Genomic DNA, 21,550 nt, shown 5'->3' with positions numbered 1-21,550 from the left:
CTATTTATGATCAAATGCTTTTAAATGCCATTTATATTTTACTGCCATTAATCTAATCACAATAATCACAAGCGAGGTAACTAAATATAAAATGTCGTCGTTTAAATTTAGTTTTCGCAATCCAAAAAATACCATTCCGCCAAAAATACAGATTGTGGCATAGATTTCTTCTCTAAAAACGTTTGGAATTTCGTTGCACAAAATATCTCGAATTACGCCTCCAAAACAAGCTGTCATGGTTCCTAATGCTATACAAATTGCGGGATGAAGTCCAGTTAAAATTCCTCTTTCCAAACCAATTAAAGTAAAAACTCCGAGCCCGATTGTATCAAAAAGAAACAATGAAGTTCGAAGCTTATCGAAACTTTTTCTAAAAAGAATCGCTAGAAAAAATCCTAAAATGATCACATACACATATTGCATGTCACGCATCCAGCCCACAGGAGTTCTTCCGATTAAGACATCGCGAAGTGTTCCGCCTCCAACGGCAGTTACAAATGCAATGATAAAAACCCCAAACGGATCTAGTTTTTTGTGCATTGCGGTCAAGGCACCTGACATTGCAAACGCCATTGTCCCAATAATATCAAGTAAGTGAAACATTTTTTTTTGAGTTACAAAGATGCAAAGGGTCAAAGTTACAAAGTTGTACCGAATAATCTTAACAACTCTTACTCATAAACGTTTCTTATTTTTTCACGTAAATCGGACTTCTTTTTAATAAATAAGAAATAGAATCCATCCAACCGTCTTTTACTGCCAGCAAAGGCTTACGGGTTTGTGAATAGATTTTATCTGTATTTCTATACATGTCAAAATAGACCGTATAATAGTAATACGTCTGATTGTTTGCGGTTGTTGTAGAAATATCATTTGTGGTTACTTTTTTGTTGTTGTCGCTCACTTTTGCATTTCCGCTGTTATATGTGGTAGCTGTAGTACCGGTTCCAATTGTGTATGAAACTTTTGCGGCCACAATGTTATCAACTCCTAATATTTTTTCAAGATCTTCTATTGGCGTTTCGTCAATGTTATTATGGTCGATTCCAGCTTTGTGCAACAAACTATTTGTTGTTCTTAAATCCTGAACTGTTAGCGGAAAAATGTTTGAAGATTTATCTAACAATTTGTTGTACAAATCGTTTTGAGCAAATTTTGCCATATCTTCAGAACCTTGCTGATTATCTGCATTTACATACGGAATTGGCAATACGGCAATTGTATTACGTTTCATCTCAGCGCTTGCAATATTTGTACTTTGATCAGCACTGCTAGTGTTTGGAGAAACATCAAAGGTTTGCGATCTTCCGCTTGCAAAATCGATTTTGGCAATCTGAGAAACGTCTAGCGAAATCTGAACGGTCTCGCCTGGAAGTGAATATTCTACTGTTTTATCAGACATTTTTAAAACCGTACATTCAATTATCTGATAATCTCTTTTTATAATTTTATCTAATTTTTTTCCGCTTTGGGCAAAACTCACAAAAGCAGACAATAGTACTAGTAATACAAGAAAAGGCTTTGTAATTTTCATTTGTTTGGAAATTTATGAATTAATTATCTATATATAAATTTACGAAGAAATTTTAAAAAATTATCAGCAAAAATCAGAAAAATCCAACAATCCTTCAAAGAAAAAAAATTACATGTTTTGTGTATAGAAATTGTAATCTTTTAAAATTACTCTAATAAAATCGCTGTTATTTCCAGATTGATTTTTAATTCCTGTTACGCTTTCAATTTTAGCAGCCAGTTTGTAAATAACTTCATGATCGTTTTTAGCCGCCGCCTTTTGAAAGGTTTCTTTAATGATACGCATATCGTTATCTGAAAGCTTTATTACCAAAGGATACGTTGGCACATAAGATTCGCCAATATCTTCGAGAATAGTATGACTAATATTAATTTTATTCTTCAAAGTAATTACCGCCGTACCTGCCGCCATATCTCCCAATCGTTGTGATTTCTGGCTCGTAATAACCGTGATAAGACCCGGAAGTCCGAAAAAAGTAAAAAAGTCTATTACTCTAAAAAACCAGCGAATTAAATAGTCTCCAAAACCTGCTTGATAACCATCAATTTTAACCACTTTAATTTTCAATAATTTTTTCCCAAGCGACTGTCCTTCAAAAACACTTTCTAAAACCAACGAATAAACTATAACGGGAGAATACAATAATAAAAAAATCGCTCCGCGCGACCAGCCGTCCAAATTAACCATTAATCTATCGAGCTGCAGCCAGTCAAAAAGAACTATCGAAAGTGCTGTTATATAACAGATTATAATAAATAAATCGATAAAAAACGCACCTAGTCTTTCGCCTACAGAAGCAGCGATAAAATTTATTTTAACATTTTGTGTCGTATTAATAGATAATTCTGACATATTTCATATTTTAGCCTACAATGAGAGAAATCGCCTTTATAAAACAAAACAGAGAAAAATGGCTCGAGTTTGAGCTGGCAATTTTTGGTAAAGCTAAAAAAAATCCTGATGAATTAGCTAATTTGTACATTCAAATGATGAATGATTTGTCGTATGCTCAAACGTATTATCCTAAAAGTAAAACGGTTGTGTATCTCAATCATCTCGCTTCTCAGATTTATCAAAAAATTTACAAAACCAAACGCACCGATCAGAATCGACTTGTAGATTTCTTTAAAATCGAAGTTCCTTTGTTGGTTTACGAATACAGAAGGTATCTGGTTTATGCATTTGCTTTATTTTTTGTCACCGTTTCTATCGGAGTTCTTTCTGCTCGTTATGATCGTGATTTTGTGCGTCTCATTTTAGGTGACGAATATGTAAATATGACTTTAGAAAACATCAAAAAAGGCAATCCGATGGCCGTCTATGGTTCAGGCAGCAATTGGGGAAGTTTTATTGGCATTACAGTCAATAACCTTTTTGTAGGCGCAAGATGTTATTTCTACGGAATTTTTGCAGGAATCGGAACTTTTAATGTTTTTCTTCAAAACTGTATTATGCTCGGTTCTTTTCAATATTTTTTCTACGAACAAGGCGTTTTTTGGAAAAGCGTTCGAGGTATCTGGATTCATGGTTCTATGGAGATTTTTGCCATCGTAATCGAGACTACAGCTGGATTTATTTTAGGTGCTTCTATCCTATTTCCTAAAACTTTTTCTAGGCTAAATTCTTTTAAAATCGGTTTCAAAAACAGTTTTAAAATATTCTTAAGCACTTTTCCTTTCACCATAAGTGCAGGATTTTTAGAAGGTTTTATTACACGATATTCTATCGATATGCCCAACTGGCTAAGCAGTTTTATTATTTTATTGACACTGGCAATAATTTCATTTTACTACTTGATATACCCTTTTATTGTACACAAAAAAATAACTTCAAAACCAATTCATTTATAATGTTCGAGCTTTACAGAAAAAGACAATTAGGTGATAATCTTGGCGATACTTTTACTTTTTTCAAAAATTACGGAAAGAACTTTTTCAAGATATTTTTTATTACAAATGGAGCATTTTTACTTCTTTTTGCCATAGTAATTTATACGCTCCTTAAAGTCAATTTTGAACACATCCAAGAATCTGGTCTTGAAAATAATCAATTAAAAAGCGATCTTCTTGAATACTTCAATCATAATGAAGGATTAGTCGTTGCATTGATATTTATCTGCGTTTTTTTATTCTTTATCATGTCCTTGTTTAATTATGCTTATCCGGTTTTATATTTAAAATTGATTGCTGCTGGCCAAGAAGATCTTGAAGTGAATGATCTCTCGGCAAGTTTCTTTAAAGTTCTTTTTAAATTAATAAAATTCAGCATAGGCTATTTGTTTTTAGTTTTTCCGGTTTTAATAATTGCCTTAATCATCTTGTTTTTTCTGTGCTTCATTATTATCGGAATTCCACTGCTAATGATTGCGCTACCAGCGTTGTTCACCTTTTTAAATCTTCATTTTTACAGTTATTTGACAGAAGAAAAACGTTTTTTTGAATCTCTAAAACACGCCTACTATTTAATGAAAGTAGATTTTTGGAATACAATTGGAACAACTTTCATTATTATGATGATAATGCAGTTTGTTCAGTTTGCCATCACAATGTGTTTATATTTTGTAGGTATGTTTATCGCTTTAGCGTACTTAATTGGAAATTCTGCTTCAGACAACACAAATACTGTAGAACCTTCACCATTATTGATCGGCTTTATAACAATTGTTGTAATTGTACTAATTGTTCTTGGTAACATTTTTAACAACATTATTATAGTGAATCAGGGCATGATTTATTATAGTTTAGAGTCAGGAGACAAACAAGAATCGAAATCAATTGATTTAATCGGAGATACTACAAATGAATAGGTTTGTTATTATTTTATATTTTCTTTTCTGTCTGAGCCCTTTCTATGCTCAAGATACTCTGGTTGAAGAAGATCCTCCAAAAATTATTGGAATTAAGTATACCGAAAAAGATATCAAGGTAGACTCTGGATCTGTAGAAGCCCGACATTTTGAAAAGGATTTCAAGAAAAAATATACAAATAAGGACTTTGTTTACGAATACAAAGAACCCGAAAAAAGCTGGTGGGATCATTTTAAGCATTGGCTCGCTAGACAAATTGCCAATTTGTTTAATTTCGGAAGTGTAAAATCATCTCTAAACTTTATTTCAATTTTGTTTAGAATAATTGCCGTTCTGGTTGTTATACTTTTAATATACTTTATTGTCAAGGCATTAATCAAACGAGAAGGAATGTGGATTTTTGGAAAGAATGCCGACAAAAGAGCTTTGTTTTATTCTGATGCCGAAAAAAATATTCATCTTTTAGATTTTGAAAAACTTATTAAAGAAAGCATCGAAGCTGGCGAAAAAAGAATTGCCGTGCGATATTATTATTTATGGCTTTTGAAAGTAATGGCACAGTATCATTATATTGAATGGGATATCGAAAAAACCAATTCGGATTATTTGTACGAGTTGCATAATCCTGCTCACAAAGAAGAGTTTACTTATCTTTCTTATTTGTACAATTATATTTGGTATGGTGAATTTGAAATTGATGATGCAACATTTAGAAAGACTGAAAACAGATTTAAAAAAGCATTAAAAACCTTTGGCAATGGATAATAAAGTTAAAATATACATTGCTATTCTGGTTCTAATTTTCGGAATAACATTACTCGTAGACAAAGGGCAGCCAAAACCTATTGATTGGACCCCAACGTATTCTGTTGAAGATAAAATTCCATTTGGATTGTACGTTTTCGACCAAGAAGCGGATGGTCTTTTTAAACAGAAAGTAGAAAGAATTTCGACGCAGACTCCTTATGAATATTTGGATTCTCAATATGATGCTAGAGAAAATGTACAAACCTATAAAGTTAAAGGTACTTTTATGAATATTTCTGAAGTCGATAATATTGACCAGCAATCCATGAAAGAAATTCTATATTTTGTTTCTCACGGAAATAATGCTTTTTTGAGCATGAAAGTGTTTCCGAAAGTATTGTTAGATTCTTTGAAAATTGAATTAAAAACCGATTTCATGCCCAATGACAGCATTTCGGTTTGGATGGCAAACAAAAAAGCTGGCGCAAAAAAATATACTTTTAATACTGGATTGAGTGATTATTTTTCTAAAATAGACACTTTAAATACAAAGGTTTTAGGGTATCAAATTAGCAGTAAAAACAAAAAACAAGTCAACTTTATTGAAGTTCCTTATAAAAATGGTTATCTCTATCTGCATACGCAGCCAGTGGCTTTTACCAATTACAATCTGCTGAAAAAAGATTATTATCAATATGCAGAAAACGTTCTGTCTTATATTCCGAAAGGAAATGTTTTTTGGTATAATAAAACTTTAAACGATAAAAGAATTTCAAGCTCTCCAATGCGTTACATTTGGAGTCAGCCCGCTTTAAAATCGGCTTGGTATTTAGGCTTAATCGGAATTCTTATTTTTATGATTTTTAATGCAAAACGCAAACAGCGAATTGTTCCGATCATAAAACCATTGCAGAATCTAACTGTTGATTTTACCAAAACAATTGGAAATTTATATTATCAAGAAGGCGATCACACCAATATTATTGATAAAAAGATTATTTACTTTTTAGAAAAAATCAGAACCGATTATCTGCTTGATACCAGCAAACTTGATGACGATTTTATAACCAAGTTACATTATAAAACAGGAAAAGATGAAAAAGATATCCGTGATGTGGTTCAGTTAATCAATGACCATCGAAATAGTTATCACGGAAGTCTTGAAGAAGATTTGATTAAAATAAATACAGCAATAGAAAAGATTTTACATTAAAATTCTAAACGAAATTTAAAAAGAAACAGACCAAATTATGGACGATATCAATGCAACATCAAACGAAATCACAAATGAAAATGTGAATTTTGAAACAAGAATTAATTTAGGACCGCTTTTAGATCACGTAAATACGATTAAAAAAGAAATCGAAACCGTAATCGTAGGACAGCAAAAAATGGTAGATCAGCTTTTGGTTGCTATTTTGTCAAACGGTCACGTACTTTTAGAAGGTGTTCCTGGAGTTGCCAAAACCATTACGGCAAAATTATTGGCTAAAACTTTAAATATTGGTTTCAGCAGAATCCAATTTACACCCGATTTAATGCCTTCTGATATTTTAGGAACTTCTATTTTCAATCTGAAAAATTCAGAATTTGAGTTTAAAAAAGGGCCCATTTTTTCTAATTTGATTTTAATTGATGAAATCAACCGTGCTCCAGCAAAAACACAAGCTGCACTTTTTGAAGTAATGGAAGAACGCCAGATTACTATTGATGGTTCTGCTTATCAATTGGAAGCGCCGTTTTTAGTAATTGCAACTCAGAATCCTATAGAACAAGAAGGAACTTATCGTTTGCCAGAAGCGCAATTGGACCGTTTCCTTTTTAAAATTACAATTGATTATCCGAAATTGAACGAAGAGATTTTAATTATCCAAAGAGAACATTCGTTGCAAGATCACGGAAAATTAGATGCGATTCAAACTATACTTTCTGCTGAGGAAATTAAAGAATATCAAGGTTTAGTAAAACAAATTAGAGTCGAACAAAACTTATTAGAATACATTGCTCGAATTGTAGTAAATACACGCGAAAATGCCTTTTTATATTTAGGAGCTTCTCCTCGTGCTTCTATCGCGATTTTGAATGCTGCAAAAGGTTTTGCCGCAATCCGCGGACGTGATTTCGTAACGCCAGAAGATATTAAAGAAGCCGCAATTCCAGTTTTACAGCACCGTGTAATTGTTGCTCCAGAACGCGAAATGGAAGGTATTTCAAGTCCAGAAATTATCAAACAGATTATTGAAACAGTCGAAATTCCAAGATAATTATTAATGGTGAATTGTAAATGGTTAATGGTGGAAAACGTAAAAGGCTTCGACTTCGCTCAGCCTGACAAAAAAGAACAACTTGAAACCTGAAACTTTTCACATCGCAATTGTCACCCTGAGCGACAAAGAAGAACAAAACTTGAAACCTGAAACCTGAAACTTGAAACAATAAAAACAAAAAACATTGAAACCGTCTAAACTTCTTATATTATTCTCTCTGCTATTGTTGACTGTTTTTCAGCCATCAAATGCGGCTTTTTTAAGAAATAAAAAAGATTCTTTTTATTTCAAAAATGACAAACAGGAAATTGAAATTTTAGTTAAGAAATTGTACGAATGGGTAGAAACTAAAAATAGCAACAATGATTTCAATCCGATTGCAAACAAAAAAGGAGACAAATACATTGGTTTAGATCTAAATGCACATAAAAAAAGATTGGAAGAACTGAAAAAGACCAATTTCTTTTCGCAGCAATTTTTAGACAATTATAATAAAATTGCTTTAAGAATAGATTCTAATCTTAAAACTAAAAAAATAGAATGGTTTGAAGGGGAATTACCTCCTTTCGGGAATGATTCCAATCCGTGGTGCAATTGCCAAGATAATCCAGAAAATTTTTGGAAAACAATGACGATTAATCACTTGAAGATTGAAAACGATAAAGCTTCTTTTGATTGGACTTGGTCGTGGAAAGGTGATTTTAAATATAAAGTGAAAACAATTAAAGAAAACGGGATTTGGAAAATAGCATCTCTCGAAGGCTTTGATTTTAATGATTTCACTAAAATTTATTAGAAAATATAAAACTAAGAAAACTTGAAATTCATAAAAAGTCTATATCTGAATAATTTCTTTTTCTATGTACTTATTGGCATTATAGGATTGTTTGTCTGCGCTTTTATTTTTCCGAATATGTATAATGCTGTGTGGCTGCTTGTTTTGGGTTTAGTTACTTTTTTAGGGCTTGACATTTTGCTTTTATACTTGGCAAGAACAGGACTCGAAGCTGAAAGAATTACGCCAGAAAAATTATCAAATGGTGATTTAAATCCGATAAAAATTAATTTAAAAAACCATTATACTTTTCCCGTTTCGGTTAAAATTATTGATGAAATTCCGTTTCAATTTCAGGTTCGAGATTTCAAAATTGTAAAAACAATAAAAGCTGCGACGCAAAAAGAAATTGGTTATGATCTTCGCCCGACAGAACGCGGAGAATACCATTTTGGTTCTCTAAACATTTATGTTTCATCTCCATTAAGACTCATTTCCAGAAGATTTATTTTTGATAAAGATCAAATGGTTCCGACCTACCCTTCTTATATTCAGTTAAGAAAATACGATTTGATTGCTTTTTCGAATAATTTATTTCAATACGGAATCAAAAAAATACGACGAATCGGTCATACAATGGAATTTGAGCAAATTAAAGAATATGTTCAAGGCGACGATTTGCGAACTTTAAACTGGAAAGCTACAGCCAAAAGAAATTCGCTTATGGTCAATCAGTTTCAAGACGAAAAATCGCAATCTGTTTATATGGCAATCGATAAAGGACGCGTTATGCAAATGCCTTTTGACGGATTAAGTTTATTGGATTATGCAATTAATTCGGCTTTGGTTTTATCCAATGTCATTCTGAAAAAACAAGATAAAGCAGGACTTTTTTCTTTTTCTAAAAAAGTAGAAAACAGAGTTTTCGCCGAAAGAAGAGGTTCGCAAATGCAAAAAATCCTAGAAACTTTGTACAATGTAAAAACCGATTTCTTCGAAAGTGATTACAGCAGATTGTATGTTGACATTAAGAAAAACATCAATCAGAGAAGTTTAATAATTCTGTACACCAATTTTGAAACCATGGACGGTTTAAATCGTCAATTACCTTATTTAAAAGGAATTGCCAAAAGCCATTTATTGGTTGTAGTTTTCTTTAGCAATACAGAATTGAACAGCATCATCAATAAAAAAACCACTACAATTCAGGAAGTTTATGACAAAGTAATTGCCGAAAAATTCATGTTCGAAAAACGCCTAATCGTAAACGAATTGAAGAAATATGGAATCCATTCTGTCTTAACGCAGCCAGAAAATCTTACGCTTGACGCCATTAATAAATATTTGGAGATTAAATCGAGAGGAATTTTATAGTCTTGCTTAATCTGTTAACTTATGGTTATTTTACAGATTGGCTTTACTATTATCTCCATTATTAAATTAGTTTTGAAAGAAAATAACAATCTAAGTACACCAACTTAAAACAGATAAAAATGAAAAAAACAATTCTAATTCTGTTCGTATTATTAGGCATTCAATCTCAAGCGCAAAAAACAGAAAATATCATCATCATTACAACAGATGGTTTTAGATGGCAGGAAGTTTTTAAAGGAATTGATCCTGCAATTGCCAATGACAAAAAATTCAATCAGGGAGACAGTGCTTACATTTATAAAAAATATAGCAATTCCGACATAAAAGAAGCGCGTAAAAAACTAATGCCTTTTTTCTGGTCTGAAATTGCTTCTAAAGGTCAGATTTATGGAAATCGAGATTTAGGAAATAAAGTTGATGTTGCCAATCCGTACTGGTTTAGTTATCCTGGTTATAGCGAAATCATGACTGGAAATGTAGATTTAAAAGTCAACTCAAACGGTTACAAAGCCAATCCAAATGTAAATGTTTTAGAATTTTTAAATCAGCAATCTAAATTAAAAGGCAAAGTTGCCGCTTTTGGCGCATGGGACGCTTTTGATCGAATTTTAAATGAAGAAAGAAGCGGATTTCCTGTAATTTCAGCCTTTGACAAGGTAGGCGGAAATAAACCAACAGCAGCTCAGCACTTATTAAATGAAATGCGTGACAATTCATATAAACCATTTCATATGGATGAATGCCTAGATGTTTTTACGCATTATCAAGCTTTAGATGAACTAAAAAATAAAAAGCCAAAAGTGCTTTATATTGCATACGGAGAAACCGACGAGTGGGCACATCATGGGCAATACCGTTCGTATTTGGACGCAGCCAATCAAGTTGACAAATGGATTCAGGAAATCTGGAATTTTGTTCAAAATGATCCACAATACAAGAACAAAACTACTTTATTCATAACCGTAGATCACGGACGCGGCGACAAAGTAAAATCGCAATGGACAGATCACGGTTCTGATGTTCCTGGAGCTTCAGAAATTTGGTTTGTCGCAATGGGACCTGAAATCGCTCCAAAAGGCGAAATAACAACACAATCTCAATTCTATCAAAAACAATTTGCTCAAACTTTAGCAAAATTGATGGGATATGATTTCAAAACCGATCATCCTGTAGAAACTGAGATTAAAGAAGTTTTTGAGAAATAGTTTTTATAGCCACGAATTCACGAATTTTATTTTGATTATGAAACCAAATAATTCGTGAATTCGTGGCTATTTTAAATTATTGCGAGAAGAAAAAAACTCAGTACCTTAGCGCCTTAGAAACTTAGCATCTCAAAAAAAATGAAACAAATAACTTCAGTTCAAAATCCGTTTATCAAATCTTTGGTTTTACTTCAAGAAAAAGCCAAGGCCAGAAAACAAACCGGAACATTCTTGATTGAAGGACAGCGCGAAATTTCATTAGCCATAAAAGGCGGTTACGAAATTGAAACGGTTTTATTTTTACCAGAATTAGTTTCAGAATCAGAAATCAATAAATTAATCCAAGCTCCTTTTCAGATTATCGAAATCAACAAGGAAGTTTACCAAAAACTGGCCTATCGCGACACTACAGAAGGTATTTTAGCCGTTGCTAAAACCAAATCCTTAAAATTATCTGATTTAAAACTATCTGATAATCCATTAATTTTGGTTGTAGAATCTTTAGAAAAACCTGGAAATATTGGTGCTGTTTTACGAACTGCCGATGCTGCCAATTTAGACGCAGTTTTGATCGCCAATCCAAAAAGCGATTTATACAATCCAAATATTGTCCGTTCGAGTGTTGGTTGCCTTTTTACGAATCAGATTGCAACTGGAACAACAGCAGAAATTATTGCTTTTTTGAAAGAAAAAAAGATCAATTTCTACAGTGCCACTTTACAAAATTCAACTTCATATCATACCCAGAATTTTACCACTCCAACCGCTTTAGTTGTGGGCACAGAAGCAACTGGTTTAACGCAAGAATGGCGTGACGAAGCAACACAAAATATCATTATTCCAATGCAGGGAGAAATTGACAGCATGAATGTTTCTGTCGCTGCCGCTATCTTAATTTTTGAAGCAAAAAGACAAAGAGGATTCTAATTTAAAAGGTGTAAAGGAACAGAGATGCAAAGGTTCTGAGGTTCAAATTAAAAGTCTTAAACTTCTAATTTTTAATCTTTAATTTTTAATCAAAAAAATGACTGCTTCAATGTCAGGCTGAGACGAGTCGAAGCCTTATTCCTACATGGAAAATCTAAAATCTGCACTCTAAAATCAACAATCTAAAATCTTGTGTATGTTCAAACTAATTCTTATTTTTAGTACTTGAACTATGCCGTTATGACAGAAATAGATATCGAAAAAGAAAATAAAGCTATTGCGCAGGAATACAAGGAATTACTTCGAATAAGTTACCAAACTTTAACCCCAGCAGACAAAAAATTAATTAGAAAAGCATTTGATGTTGCCGTCGATGCACACAAAGAGCAGAGACGTAAATCGGGCGAAGCTTATATCTTTCATCCTATTGCAGTTGCAAAAATTGTTGCCTCAGAAATTGGTCTGGGAGCGACCTCTATCGCCGCGGCTTTACTTCACGATGTTGTAGAAGATACGCCAATGACCGTTGAAGACATTGAGCGTTTGTTTAATCCTAAAGTGGCACAGCTGGTTGAAGGACTTACGAAAATCTCATTAGTTCAAAAAGATTTGAATGCTTCGATGCAGGCTGAGAATTTCAGAAAAATGATTCTGACCCTGAATGATGATGTTCGTGTAATTTTAATAAAACTAGCTGACCGTTTGCATAATATGCAGACAATGGATTCGATGGCGGAATACAAACAGACCAAAATCGCATCTGAAACTTTATACATTTATGCTCCTCTAGCCCACCGTTTGGGACTTTATAACATTAAAACCAAATTGGAGGATTTAGGATTAAAATATACTGAGCCTGCAGTCTATGATGACATTGTAAGCAAAATTCGCGAAACTAAAGAACAGCAGGACGCATATATCAAAGACATTTCGGAGGTTTTGAAGAAATCTTTAGACAACGAAGGCATAGATTATATCATCAAAGGCCGACCAAAATCGATTTATTCTATTCGTCGAAAAATGCGTGCGCAAAACGTAACATTTGATGAAGTTTATGATAAGTTCGCACTTAGAATTGTGTACAAAGCCGATCCGCATGAAGAAAAATTCATAGCTTGGAAAATCTACTCTATCGTAACAGACCATTATAGACCGAGTCCGAGCCGTTTGCGTGACTGGATTTCATCTCCAAAATCAACTGGTTATGAAGCCCTTCACATTACCGTTATGGGGCCAAAAGGACGTTGGGTTGAAGTTCAGGTGCGAAGCGAGCGTATGGACGAAATCGCCGAAAAAGGTTACGCAGCTCATTACAAATATAAAAATGGAGCAACAGAAGAAAGCGGTTTGGACACATGGCTAAACTTACTACGTGAAGCTTTAGAAAACCCAGAAACCAATGCAGTTGATTTTGTGGAAGATTTTAAAATGAATTTGTATTCTAAAGAAATCTTCGTCTTTACTCCAAAAGGAGAAATTAAATCGTTGCCAAAAGGCGCCACTTCTCTTGATTTTGCTTTCAGTATTCACTCTGAAATTGGAATTAAAACTCGCGGAACTCGTGTAAACGGGCGTTTAGTCCCCTTGAATTATGAACTAAAAAGCGGTGATCAGGTCGAAGTAATTACTTCTCCAAACCAGAAACCAACGGTAAACTGGTTGGAATACGTAACAACTTCGAGAGCTAAAAATAAAATCAAAAACGTTCTGAACGAGAACACCAAAAAAATTGCAGAAGAAGGAAAAGAATTACTGGTTAGAAAATTAAAACATTTAAAAGTTACTTTTAACGAACAGGTAACTAATGAACTTGTAAACTTTTTCAAACTAAAAACAAGTTTAGATTTATTTTATAGAGTTGGAATTGGTGCGATCGAAAATCAGCAGTTAAAAGATTATGCGGCACAAAAAAGCAATTCGTTTATCAATTTCTTCAAAAATAAAATTAAACGAAATAAAGATACTGCAGCCGAAGATATTCATAAGCCAGTCATCAGCAGTAATTATGACATGCTGGTTTTTGGGACTGAACATGACAAGTTAGACTACAAACTTTCGCAATGCTGTAACCCTATTCCAGGTGATGACGTTTTTGGTTTTGTAACTATTAACGAAGGAATCAAAGTGCATAAAAAAGACTGTCCGAATGCAATTGGAATGCAGTCTAACTATGCTTACAGAATCATGAGTGCCAAATGGATCGATTCTTCACAAGAGGAATTCAAAGCCATTATCAATATTACAGGAATGGATGTTTTAGGACTTACCAACCAACTTACACGAGTAATTTCGAATAATATGAGCGTTAATATTCAAAGTATTTCTTTGAGTACAGACGCCGGAATTTTCCACGGTCAGATTGCGGTAATTGTAAAAAACAATACCATTTTGAAGAAAATGATCAATGCCATTAAGAAAATTGACGGGGTCGATAAGGTTACTAGAGAGTACAGAACCTAACTTTTTAGGGAAACTATAAGAATTTTGTAACGAAACTTTAAACCCGAAACTTTTATTCATTAAAAATAAAAAATTATCTTTGCCGGATATGACACTTATTTCAACTGACAACACTAAGAATCAAGAAATTGTAAAAAATGTTTTTACACTATATCTTGAACAAAAAGGGCATCGCAAAACTCCTGAGCGTTATGCTATACTTCAGGAAATTTACGATAGCGAGGAGCATTTTGATATCGAAAACCTTTATATCAAAATGAAAAACAAAAACTATCGTGTGAGTAGAGCTACTTTATACAACACGATTGAGTTATTGTTGGACTGCGCTTTGGTTAGAAAACATCAATTTGGACAAAATCAGGCTTACTACGAAAAATCATATTTTGATAAACAGCATGATCACATCATTATGACAGATTCGGGAGAAGTAATTGAATTTTGTGATCCAAGAATTCAAACCATCAAAAAGACTATCGAAGAAATTTTTGATATCGAAATTACAAATCATTCGCTTTATTTCTACGGAAACAAAAAGCAAAATTCAAATTCATAGTCTATTCAATTAGACTTTTTCAAAAAAATAAAAAAAGAAAATTAACTACATAATCAGTAGGACAACTTTGATTGTCCCAACGCAAATTAAAACAGAATGACCGTAGATTTATTACTAGGATTACAATGGGGAGATGAAGGTAAAGGAAAAATTGTAGACGTACTTACCTCAAATTATGATATTATTGCACGTTTTCAAGGAGGACCAAATGCAGGACATACATTAGAATTTGACGGAATTAAACACGTACTTAGAACAATCCCTTCTGGAATTTTTCATAAAAACTCAGTAAATGTTATCGGAAATGGTGTTGTAATTGATCCTGTAGTTTTTCAAAAAGAAATTGAAGGTTTAGAAAAATTCAACCTTGATATCAAAAGCAAATTAATCATTTCGAGAAAAGCACACTTAATTTTACCAACTCACCGTTTATTAGATGCTGCTTCTGAAGCTTCTAAAGGGAAAGCGAAAATTGGTTCTACTCTTAAAGGAATTGGACCGACTTACATGGACAAAACGGGTAGAAATGGTTTACGTGTTGGAGATATTGAATTAGAAGATTTTAAAGAGCGTTACAGAGCTTTGGCTGACAAACACGAAGCTATGATTGCTTTTTATGATGTTAACATCCAATACAATTTAGCTGAATTAGAAAAAGAATTCTTTGAAGCTATTGAAGAATTGAAAAAATTAGATTTCATCGACAGTGAAGAATACATGCATCAAGCTCAAAAAGCTGGAAAATCTATTCTTTGCGAAGGAGCTCAAGGATCTTTATTAGATGTTGATTTCGGAACTTATCCTTTCGTAACTTCATCAAACACTACTGCTGCTGGAGCTTGTACAGGTCTAGGAATTGCTCCTAACAAAATCAAAGAGGTTTACGGAATTTTCAAGGCTTACGTTACACGTGTTGGTAGCGGACCTTTCCCAACTGAACTTTTTGACGAAGTTGGCGCTACAATGGCAAAAGTAGGTAACGAATTTGGTTCTGTAACAGGAAGACAAAGACGTTGCGGATGGTTAGATCTTGTTGCTTTAAAATATGCAGTTCAAGTTAACGGAGTTACTCAGTTAATGATGATGAAAGGTGACGTTCTTTCTGGTTTCGAAACTTTGAAAGTTTGCACAGAGTACAACTACAAAGGACAAAACATTTCACACTTCCCTTATAACATTGAACCAGAAAATGTTACTCCAATTTACAAAGAGTTTAAAGGATGGAAGCAAGATTTAACAGGATTGACAACTTACGATCAATTGCCAATTGAGCTAAAAGAATATATTGAGTTTATTGAAAAAGAAATCGAAGTGCCAATCAAAATCGTATCGGTTGGACCAGATAGAAAACAAACAATAACAAAATAATACATTTAAACGCTCTGATAATCAGAGCGTTTTTTTTGACTATTACCGACATGAGAAAAAATCCAGAAATTGAGATCACAGAAACCAAATTGTTATCCGACAATTGGTATATATTAAACAAAGTTACTTTTAACTATAAAAAAGAAAATGAAAAAGTAGAATCACATATTCGTGAAGTTTATGACCGCGGAAATGGTGCTGGAATTTTACTATATAATTCAGCAAAAAAGACAGTTATTCTAACGCGTCAGTTTCGTTTGCCAACTTATCTTAACGGAAATAAAACGGGAATGATGATTGAAGTTTGCGCCGGTCTTTTGGACAAAGACAATGCAGAACAAGCTATAATTCGTGAGACAGAAGAAGAAACAGGCTATCGATTAAAAAAAGTTCAAAAAGTTATTGAAACGTATATGTCACCAGGTTCCGTAACAGAGATTTTGTATTTATTTGTTGGCGAATATGACGAAAGCATGAAAGTAAGTTCTGGTGGTGGACTTGACGCAGAACAAGAAAACATCGAAGTTTTAGAATATACTTTTGATGAGGCTTACGCTATGATTGAATCTGGAGAAATCACTGATGCTAAAACTATTATGCTTTTGCAGCATGCAAAAATTAAAGGCTTGATTTAAAAGTTTTTTGAGTATTTTAGATGAATCAAAAAATCTAAAATGCTCAAATTCAAAATAGCTCTGGTTTTCTTTTTACCGCTTTTCGCTTTTTCTCAAAACGAAAAATGGCCAGCAGAAAAACTCAAGCAAGATTTAACCATTTTTAAAGAAATAAGAGAAAAAGCCAATTCTGGACTTTATAAATACAGAACAAAACAGCAGATTGACAGTATTTATTCTTGGGCTTTTTCGCAGATCAATACGCCCAAAAGCCTTATAGAATTTTATAAAATAGTTTTGCAGATTACCGATTTTGAAGGAAGTCTGCATAACGACACTACACTTCCTGAAGATTTTGAAAAGAAATATTCGTCAGGAAATGTTTTCTTTCCTTTTCCTGTAAAACTTATTAATGATCAGCTGGTTGTTAATTTTCAAAATTCTAAAATTCCGTTGGGCTCTCAAATTTATAGCATTAACGGAATCGAGACTTCAAAACTACTGTCAACTGTCTACAAATATTACACAACAGACGGTTATAACATCACAGGGAAATCAATTGGAATTGGGAGTTCTTTTGCCAAATATTTTGAAATGGAATATGGTCCGCAAAAGAGATTTACAGTAGAATATTCGCTTCCAAATCAAACCAAAAGATTAAAAAAAACAGTTTCAGCTGTTTCAAACGAAATTCGAAAAGAGAATTTCAAAAATCGCCATTCACTTCCCATTGATAGTTTACCATACAACCGTGCAAAGGATAAATATTCTTTTAAAATTATTTCCAATAATACAGCTTTACTTTCTGTCCATACTTTTGTAATTGGCCGAAATGCAAAACACAAAGAACATTTGGCTTACAAAAAATATTTAGATAGCTGTTTTAATTATCTTTCAAAAAACAATCAGATAAAGAATTTAATTGTCGATGTAAGAAATAATGGTGGTGGAACAGATCCTAACGACATTGTTACTTTTTCTTATTTAGCAGAAAAACCGTTTCGCGAAAATGCATCTGCTTATGTCAATTTTCAAGAAGTTCCTTTTTCTGAATATTTAGTTTATGAAGAAACTGAACCGCAGAAAAAACAGGAAGAAAAAAAGGATTTTGAAGATGAATTGAAAGAAGAATTTCCAAAGTTGGAAAATGGAAAATACATTCAAGACGAAAATTTCAACCCATTATTACAGCCTGAGAAAAACAGTTTTAAAGGTCAGATTTATTTATTAATAAGTCCAAGAATTGCTTCCGCTGGATCACTATTTGCTGCATTAGTTGCAGGAAACACTAAAGCAATTGTTATTGGAGAAGAAACCATGGGCGGCTATTTTGGACACAACGGCCACACCCCTATTGAATATGAATTGCCCAATACCAAAATTAAAACACAATTTTCGATTGTAAATTTAGAACAAGATGTTCCTAAAAAGCCCAATCAGATTTTTGGAAGAGGCATAATTCCAGATTGTGAAGTGAAGCAGACTTTTGAAGATTTTATGAAAAACAGAGATACGCAATTGGAATATACCTTGAAATTGATTGAGGAATAAATTGAATATTTTCGGAAATTTTTTTCATCGGAACACAATTTAAAATTCCTGAATACTCAAACAAAATTCTGATTATAAATCACTTAACTTTTAATTTTTCTAAAAACAATAGCTATATTACCAACACTTCAGAAGAAAAATGAGCTATTTGAAATTTCTAAATGAAAATCCCGAAACCAATTCAAAAAATTATGTAACCCTTTTCAGCTATCAGATGTATAACTTTATATTCATAAAAATACCAACCTATGAAAAAGTTATATTACACAGCAAACGCCCTACTGATTTTAATGTTAGTCTTATTAGGTTCTTGTAAAAAAACCGATACTATAACATTGACTGAAAATAAAAAAGAGAAAAAGAAAGTAATTGAATATAAAAAGCCAGAAACAGTTTCTTATCAAATTACAAATACAAAAGAATGGCTGAAACTAAATGAAGCTGACAGTTCTAAAATGGATATTGTTTACGCTTTAAACAGAACAGATAAAGCCAATTTTAAAAAACTGGATTCTGTTGTAATTCCAGCAGATTTTAGCGGAGATTTGGTTTATTATCTTCCATTTCCATTACACGTTTCTGCATTAGAAGAAGTTTCAAAAATTATCCTTTTTTCTTATCCTACGCAGAGCTTTGCCGCTTACGAAAACGGTGAATTGATGCGTACGGGTCCAACCAATATGGGAAGAAAAAAAGATCCTACTCCTACCGGATTATTTTTCACTAATTGGAAAGCAGAAAAAACAACCAGTACATTTAACGATGAGTGGGAACTAAAATGGAACTTTAATATTGAAAATAAACTAGGAGTTGGCTTTCATCAATACGATTTGCCAGGATATCCTGCTTCTCATTCTTGTTTGAGATTATTAGAAAAAGATGCCAAATATCTTTACACTTTTGCTGACGAATGGATTCTAAAAGACAAGGAAAATGTAAAAGTAAAAGGAACTCCAGTTGTAGTTTTTGGAAGTTATGATTTTGACGGGCCAAAACCTTGGCTAAAATTAGCATCAGATCCGGAAGCTCTAAATATTCCAGAATCTGAAATTGAAAATCAGGTAAAACCGTTTTTAAAAGAGATTTTAGAAAATCAAAATCTAAGAGAAGCCGAGCCTACAAAAACAATATAAATATACTCTCAATATAAAAATCAGCTTTATTTCAGCTGATTTTTTTTATTCTTGTCAATACCAAATGTAAATATTTGGCTAAAGCCCAACACTTAACCATTATGAACCTCCAGCTAAAGCTGGAGGCAATTCAAGACAAATTTGGCTTCTACAAATCAATTACTCTAAAACCAAACTATAAACAAAAACTTAGAAGCTTAGAATCTTAGCAAATCAAAAAAACAATTCATAAATAAGCGATCGTTCATTTATTATTTATATCTTTGTACCATAATTAATTAGAATTATGAGAACAAGAGATATTAATAAAGAAGAAATTGTAAAGCAAAAAGCAATAGAAATGATCGTAAACCAAGGCATAGAAGGCTTTGGAATGAATCGTTTGGCAAAAGAATGCGGAATATCTGTTGCTACACTTTATATTTATTATTCAGACAAGGAAGATTTGATTCGCAAAATTGGAATCGAAATTGGCCAAAATTTCTTTGAAAAGATGTTTGATGGCTTCTCTACAAATATGTCTTTCAGAGACGGATTACGAAATCAATGGGAAAATCGTATTTATTTCAACCAAAATTTTACGCTACAGGCTAACTGTTTTGAACTGTTAAGGCATTCTACATATGGTGATGCAATCATACAAGAAGTGACGGGAGAATACAAACAAATGATGACTGAATTTATGCTGTCGGCAATTGAGAGAAAAGAACTTATCTCTGTTCCTTATGAAGTCTTTTGGAGCATTGCTTACGGTTCGCTTTATTCTCTTTTAGAATTTCACAGAGACGGAAAATCAATGTCTGGAAAATCTTTTGTTCTTAAAGAAGAAATTAAAAATGAAGCTTTTAATCTGGTTTTAAAGGCGCTGACTCCTTAAATAAATTCTAAATTCCAAACTCCAAATTCTAAATACTTTATCACTCTGTGCTAAGTTGCAGAACAATTACAATATTAATTTCAAAAAAAAAATGAAAACTTCAATTATAGAAAATAAAAAAATTGCCATTATTGGCGGCGGTCCAGTTGGATTGACTACAGCTAGAATTCTTCAAATTAATGATGCTGATGTCACAGTTTACGAAAGAGATATAAATGCTCAAGCTAGAACTTCGGGCGGAACTCTTGATATTCACTCAGATTCTGGCCAGTTTGCCATTCAGAAGGCAAGTTTAATGGATGAATTCTACAAATATGCTCGACCAACTGGAGAAAAAATAGCTGATATGGACGGAAACATTACTTCTGATGAAATGCCAGATGAAACCAATGCTTTTTCGCGTCCAGAAATTGACCGAAATGATCTTAGAAAAATTATGCTGGATAACCTCAAAGAAGGTACAGTTATTTGGGATAGTCAACTAGTTAATATCGAAAAAACAGAAAATCAATATGTTTTAGAATTTAAAAACGGCACAAAAACAACTGCTGATTTTGTGATTGTTGCCAATGGCGGACGATCTAACGCTAGAAAATTTGTAAGCGATCAAGAACCTCAGCTTTCTGGAACCTACATAATTCAGGGAGAAATTGTAAATCCTGATCAAGATTATCCTGAGTTTAAGCCGAAATACGGAAACGGAAATGTGATGGCAATGGGCGAACACAAAATGTTTTATACGCATACCATGCGCGATGGTTCTGTGCATTTCGGAGTTTCATTTAAAGCAGATGAAGATTGGATTTCAAATCACGGAATCAACTTTGAAGATGATAAATCTGTGATTGCTTTTTTAAATGAAACTTTTAAAAATTGGAACGATGATTACAAAAAATTCTTTGCTGCTTCGACTGAATTTTCTGGTTTGCCATTGCGTTTATTTTCTTTGGAAGAACCTTGGAAAGAACATTCAAACATTACGCTTGTTGGCGACGCAGCTCACTTAATGCCTCCATTTGCTGGCGAAGGCGTAAATATGGGATTGTTTGATGCTTTTCATCTAACGGAAAATTTAACCAACGGAAAATTTGAAACTATTGATGAAGCAATCGCCGATTACGAGAAAAAAATGTTCGGTTATGCATTAGAAGCACAGCGCATGACAAAGAAAATGGAAGATTTACTGCATTCTGATATCGTTGCTGAAGATATTTTGAGTAGTCGTGGTATGTGATTTTTTTTCACCATGTAAGTGATATAAGTTCTTCTATATAACGTTTATCATTCTGAAGAACGAAGAATCACACGAAGGATTCGACAAAGACATAACACAATCTTGTCATTTCGAACGAAGAGAG

Annotated in this window: 20 protein-coding genes; 17 read left to right on the top strand and 3 right to left on the bottom strand. The window is 33.0% G+C overall.

Going from position 1 to position 21,550, the window contains the following annotated elements; genetic code table 11:
- The 3 genes from FF52_RS01080 to FF52_RS01070 all read right to left on the bottom strand — a co-directional run bounded on the left by FF52_RS01080 (position 1) and on the right by FF52_RS01070 (position 2,386).
- A complete protein-coding gene (locus tag FF52_RS01080; protein WP_008462233.1) occupies positions 1-603 on the bottom strand; it encodes a trimeric intracellular cation channel family protein in 603 nt (200 codons plus the stop codon).
- 85 nt (positions 604-688) lie between these two features.
- Positions 689-1,534 (bottom strand): hypothetical protein, encoded by an 846-nt coding sequence (locus FF52_RS01075; protein ID WP_008462232.1) that lies wholly within the window; start codon positions 1,532-1,534, stop codon positions 689-691.
- Positions 1,535-1,642: 108 nt separating this feature from the next.
- A complete protein-coding gene (locus tag FF52_RS01070) occupies positions 1,643-2,386 on the bottom strand; it encodes an RDD family protein (protein ID WP_008462231.1) in 744 nt (247 codons plus the stop codon).
- Between the two features lie 20 nt (positions 2,387-2,406).
- Here FF52_RS01070 and FF52_RS01065 point away from each other — a divergent pair, with 20 nt between their 5' ends.
- From FF52_RS01065 to FF52_RS00985, 17 genes are all read left to right on the top strand, one after another.
- A complete protein-coding gene (locus tag FF52_RS01065) occupies positions 2,407-3,384 on the top strand; it encodes a stage II sporulation protein M (RefSeq protein WP_008462230.1) in 978 nt (325 codons plus the stop codon).
- Entirely contained in the window at positions 3,384-4,340 is a 957-nt protein-coding gene (locus FF52_RS01060; protein WP_008462229.1) for a hypothetical protein, read from the top strand. The genes FF52_RS01065 and FF52_RS01060 overlap by 1 nt, the downstream gene beginning before the upstream one ends.
- The gene (locus FF52_RS01055) at positions 4,333-5,106 is read left to right on the top strand and encodes a DUF4129 domain-containing protein (protein WP_008462228.1); all 774 of its coding nucleotides are present in this window, start codon (positions 4,333-4,335) and stop codon (positions 5,104-5,106) included. Before FF52_RS01060 ends, FF52_RS01055 begins: the two co-directional genes overlap by 8 nt.
- Complete coding sequence (locus tag FF52_RS01050; RefSeq protein WP_008462227.1) at positions 5,099-6,301, top strand: DUF4350 domain-containing protein; 1,203 nt, start codon at positions 5,099-5,101, stop codon at positions 6,299-6,301. Before FF52_RS01055 ends, FF52_RS01050 begins: the two co-directional genes overlap by 8 nt.
- A 37-nt stretch (positions 6,302-6,338) precedes the next feature.
- Complete coding sequence (locus FF52_RS01045) at positions 6,339-7,352, top strand: AAA family ATPase (protein WP_008462225.1); 1,014 nt, start codon at positions 6,339-6,341, stop codon at positions 7,350-7,352.
- 187 nt (positions 7,353-7,539) lie between these two features.
- Positions 7,540-8,151, top strand: a complete 612-nt coding sequence (locus tag FF52_RS01040; protein WP_008462223.1) for a hypothetical protein — start codon at positions 7,540-7,542, stop codon at positions 8,149-8,151.
- A 21-nt stretch (positions 8,152-8,172) separates the two neighbouring features.
- Complete coding sequence (locus FF52_RS01035) at positions 8,173-9,504, top strand: DUF58 domain-containing protein (RefSeq protein ID WP_035690549.1); 1,332 nt, start codon at positions 8,173-8,175, stop codon at positions 9,502-9,504.
- A 119-nt stretch (positions 9,505-9,623) separates the two neighbouring features.
- Positions 9,624-10,709, top strand: coding sequence for a phosphoglyceromutase (locus FF52_RS01030; RefSeq protein WP_008462220.1), 1,086 nt, complete (start codon positions 9,624-9,626; stop codon positions 10,707-10,709).
- A 138-nt stretch (positions 10,710-10,847) separates the two neighbouring features.
- On the top strand, positions 10,848-11,636 hold the full coding sequence (locus FF52_RS01025; RefSeq protein ID WP_008462218.1) for a TrmH family RNA methyltransferase: 789 nt from the start codon (positions 10,848-10,850) through the stop codon (positions 11,634-11,636).
- Positions 11,637-11,876: 240 nt separating this feature from the next.
- Positions 11,877-14,096: a RelA/SpoT family protein gene (locus tag FF52_RS01020; protein ID WP_008462217.1), complete on the top strand. Its 2,220-nt coding sequence runs from the start codon at positions 11,877-11,879 to the stop codon at positions 14,094-14,096.
- An 88-nt stretch (positions 14,097-14,184) separates the two neighbouring features.
- A complete protein-coding gene (locus FF52_RS01015; RefSeq protein WP_008462215.1) occupies positions 14,185-14,649 on the top strand; it encodes a Fur family transcriptional regulator in 465 nt (154 codons plus the stop codon).
- A 96-nt stretch (positions 14,650-14,745) separates the two neighbouring features.
- Positions 14,746-16,017, top strand: coding sequence for an adenylosuccinate synthase (locus FF52_RS01010; RefSeq protein ID WP_008462214.1), 1,272 nt, complete (start codon positions 14,746-14,748; stop codon positions 16,015-16,017).
- A 50-nt stretch (positions 16,018-16,067) separates the two neighbouring features.
- Positions 16,068-16,652, top strand: a complete 585-nt coding sequence (locus FF52_RS01005; protein ID WP_008462213.1) for an NUDIX domain-containing protein — start codon at positions 16,068-16,070, stop codon at positions 16,650-16,652.
- Positions 16,653-16,691: 39 nt separating this feature from the next.
- Positions 16,692-18,182 (top strand): S41 family peptidase, encoded by a 1,491-nt coding sequence (locus tag FF52_RS01000; protein WP_008462212.1) that lies wholly within the window; start codon positions 16,692-16,694, stop codon positions 18,180-18,182.
- A gap of 248 nt (positions 18,183-18,430) precedes the next feature.
- Positions 18,431-19,315, top strand: coding sequence for a L,D-transpeptidase (locus tag FF52_RS00995; protein WP_008462211.1), 885 nt, complete (start codon positions 18,431-18,433; stop codon positions 19,313-19,315).
- Positions 19,316-19,601: 286 nt separating this feature from the next.
- Complete coding sequence (locus tag FF52_RS00990) at positions 19,602-20,192, top strand: TetR/AcrR family transcriptional regulator (protein WP_008462210.1); 591 nt, start codon at positions 19,602-19,604, stop codon at positions 20,190-20,192.
- A gap of 91 nt (positions 20,193-20,283) precedes the next feature.
- Complete coding sequence (locus FF52_RS00985; protein WP_008462209.1) at positions 20,284-21,426, top strand: FAD-dependent oxidoreductase; 1,143 nt, start codon at positions 20,284-20,286, stop codon at positions 21,424-21,426.
- Positions 21,427-21,550: the final 124 nt, after the last annotated feature.

The organism is Flavobacterium sp. F52 (assembly GCF_000278705.1).
Taxonomy (GTDB): Bacteria; Bacteroidota; Bacteroidia; order Flavobacteriales; family Flavobacteriaceae; genus Flavobacterium; species Flavobacterium anhuiense.
This window is presented reverse-complemented; position numbering and strand designations above follow the sequence as displayed.

Excerpts from the sequence above, each read along its gene's own strand:
- FF52_RS01080 (WP_008462233.1), bottom strand. The coding sequence starts at position 603 with ATGTTTCACTTACTTGATATTATTGGGACAATGGCGTTTGCAATGTCA.
- FF52_RS01075 (WP_008462232.1), bottom strand. The coding sequence starts at position 1,534 with ATGAAAATTACAAAGCCTTTTCTTGTATTACTAGTACTATTGTCTGCT.
- FF52_RS01070 (WP_008462231.1), bottom strand. The coding sequence starts at position 2,386 with ATGTCAGAATTATCTATTAATACGACACAAAATGTTAAAATAAATTTT.
- FF52_RS01065 (WP_008462230.1), top strand. The coding sequence starts at position 2,407 with ATGAGAGAAATCGCCTTTATAAAACAAAACAGAGAAAAATGGCTCGAG.
- FF52_RS01060 (WP_008462229.1), top strand. The coding sequence starts at position 3,384 with ATGTTCGAGCTTTACAGAAAAAGACAATTAGGTGATAATCTTGGCGAT.
- FF52_RS01055 (WP_008462228.1), top strand. The coding sequence starts at position 4,333 with ATGAATAGGTTTGTTATTATTTTATATTTTCTTTTCTGTCTGAGCCCT.
- FF52_RS01050 (WP_008462227.1), top strand. The coding sequence starts at position 5,099 with ATGGATAATAAAGTTAAAATATACATTGCTATTCTGGTTCTAATTTTC.
- FF52_RS01045 (WP_008462225.1), top strand. The coding sequence starts at position 6,339 with ATGGACGATATCAATGCAACATCAAACGAAATCACAAATGAAAATGTG.
- FF52_RS01030 (WP_008462220.1), top strand. The coding sequence starts at position 9,624 with ATGAAAAAAACAATTCTAATTCTGTTCGTATTATTAGGCATTCAATCT.
- FF52_RS01025 (WP_008462218.1), top strand. The coding sequence starts at position 10,848 with ATGAAACAAATAACTTCAGTTCAAAATCCGTTTATCAAATCTTTGGTT.
- FF52_RS01020 (WP_008462217.1), top strand. The coding sequence starts at position 11,877 with ATGACAGAAATAGATATCGAAAAAGAAAATAAAGCTATTGCGCAGGAA.
- FF52_RS01015 (WP_008462215.1), top strand. The coding sequence starts at position 14,185 with ATGACACTTATTTCAACTGACAACACTAAGAATCAAGAAATTGTAAAA.
- FF52_RS01010 (WP_008462214.1), top strand. The coding sequence starts at position 14,746 with ATGACCGTAGATTTATTACTAGGATTACAATGGGGAGATGAAGGTAAA.
- FF52_RS01005 (WP_008462213.1), top strand. The coding sequence starts at position 16,068 with ATGAGAAAAAATCCAGAAATTGAGATCACAGAAACCAAATTGTTATCC.
- FF52_RS01000 (WP_008462212.1), top strand. The coding sequence starts at position 16,692 with ATGCTCAAATTCAAAATAGCTCTGGTTTTCTTTTTACCGCTTTTCGCT.
- FF52_RS00995 (WP_008462211.1), top strand. The coding sequence starts at position 18,431 with ATGAAAAAGTTATATTACACAGCAAACGCCCTACTGATTTTAATGTTA.
- FF52_RS00990 (WP_008462210.1), top strand. The coding sequence starts at position 19,602 with ATGAGAACAAGAGATATTAATAAAGAAGAAATTGTAAAGCAAAAAGCA.
- FF52_RS00985 (WP_008462209.1), top strand. The coding sequence starts at position 20,284 with ATGAAAACTTCAATTATAGAAAATAAAAAAATTGCCATTATTGGCGGC.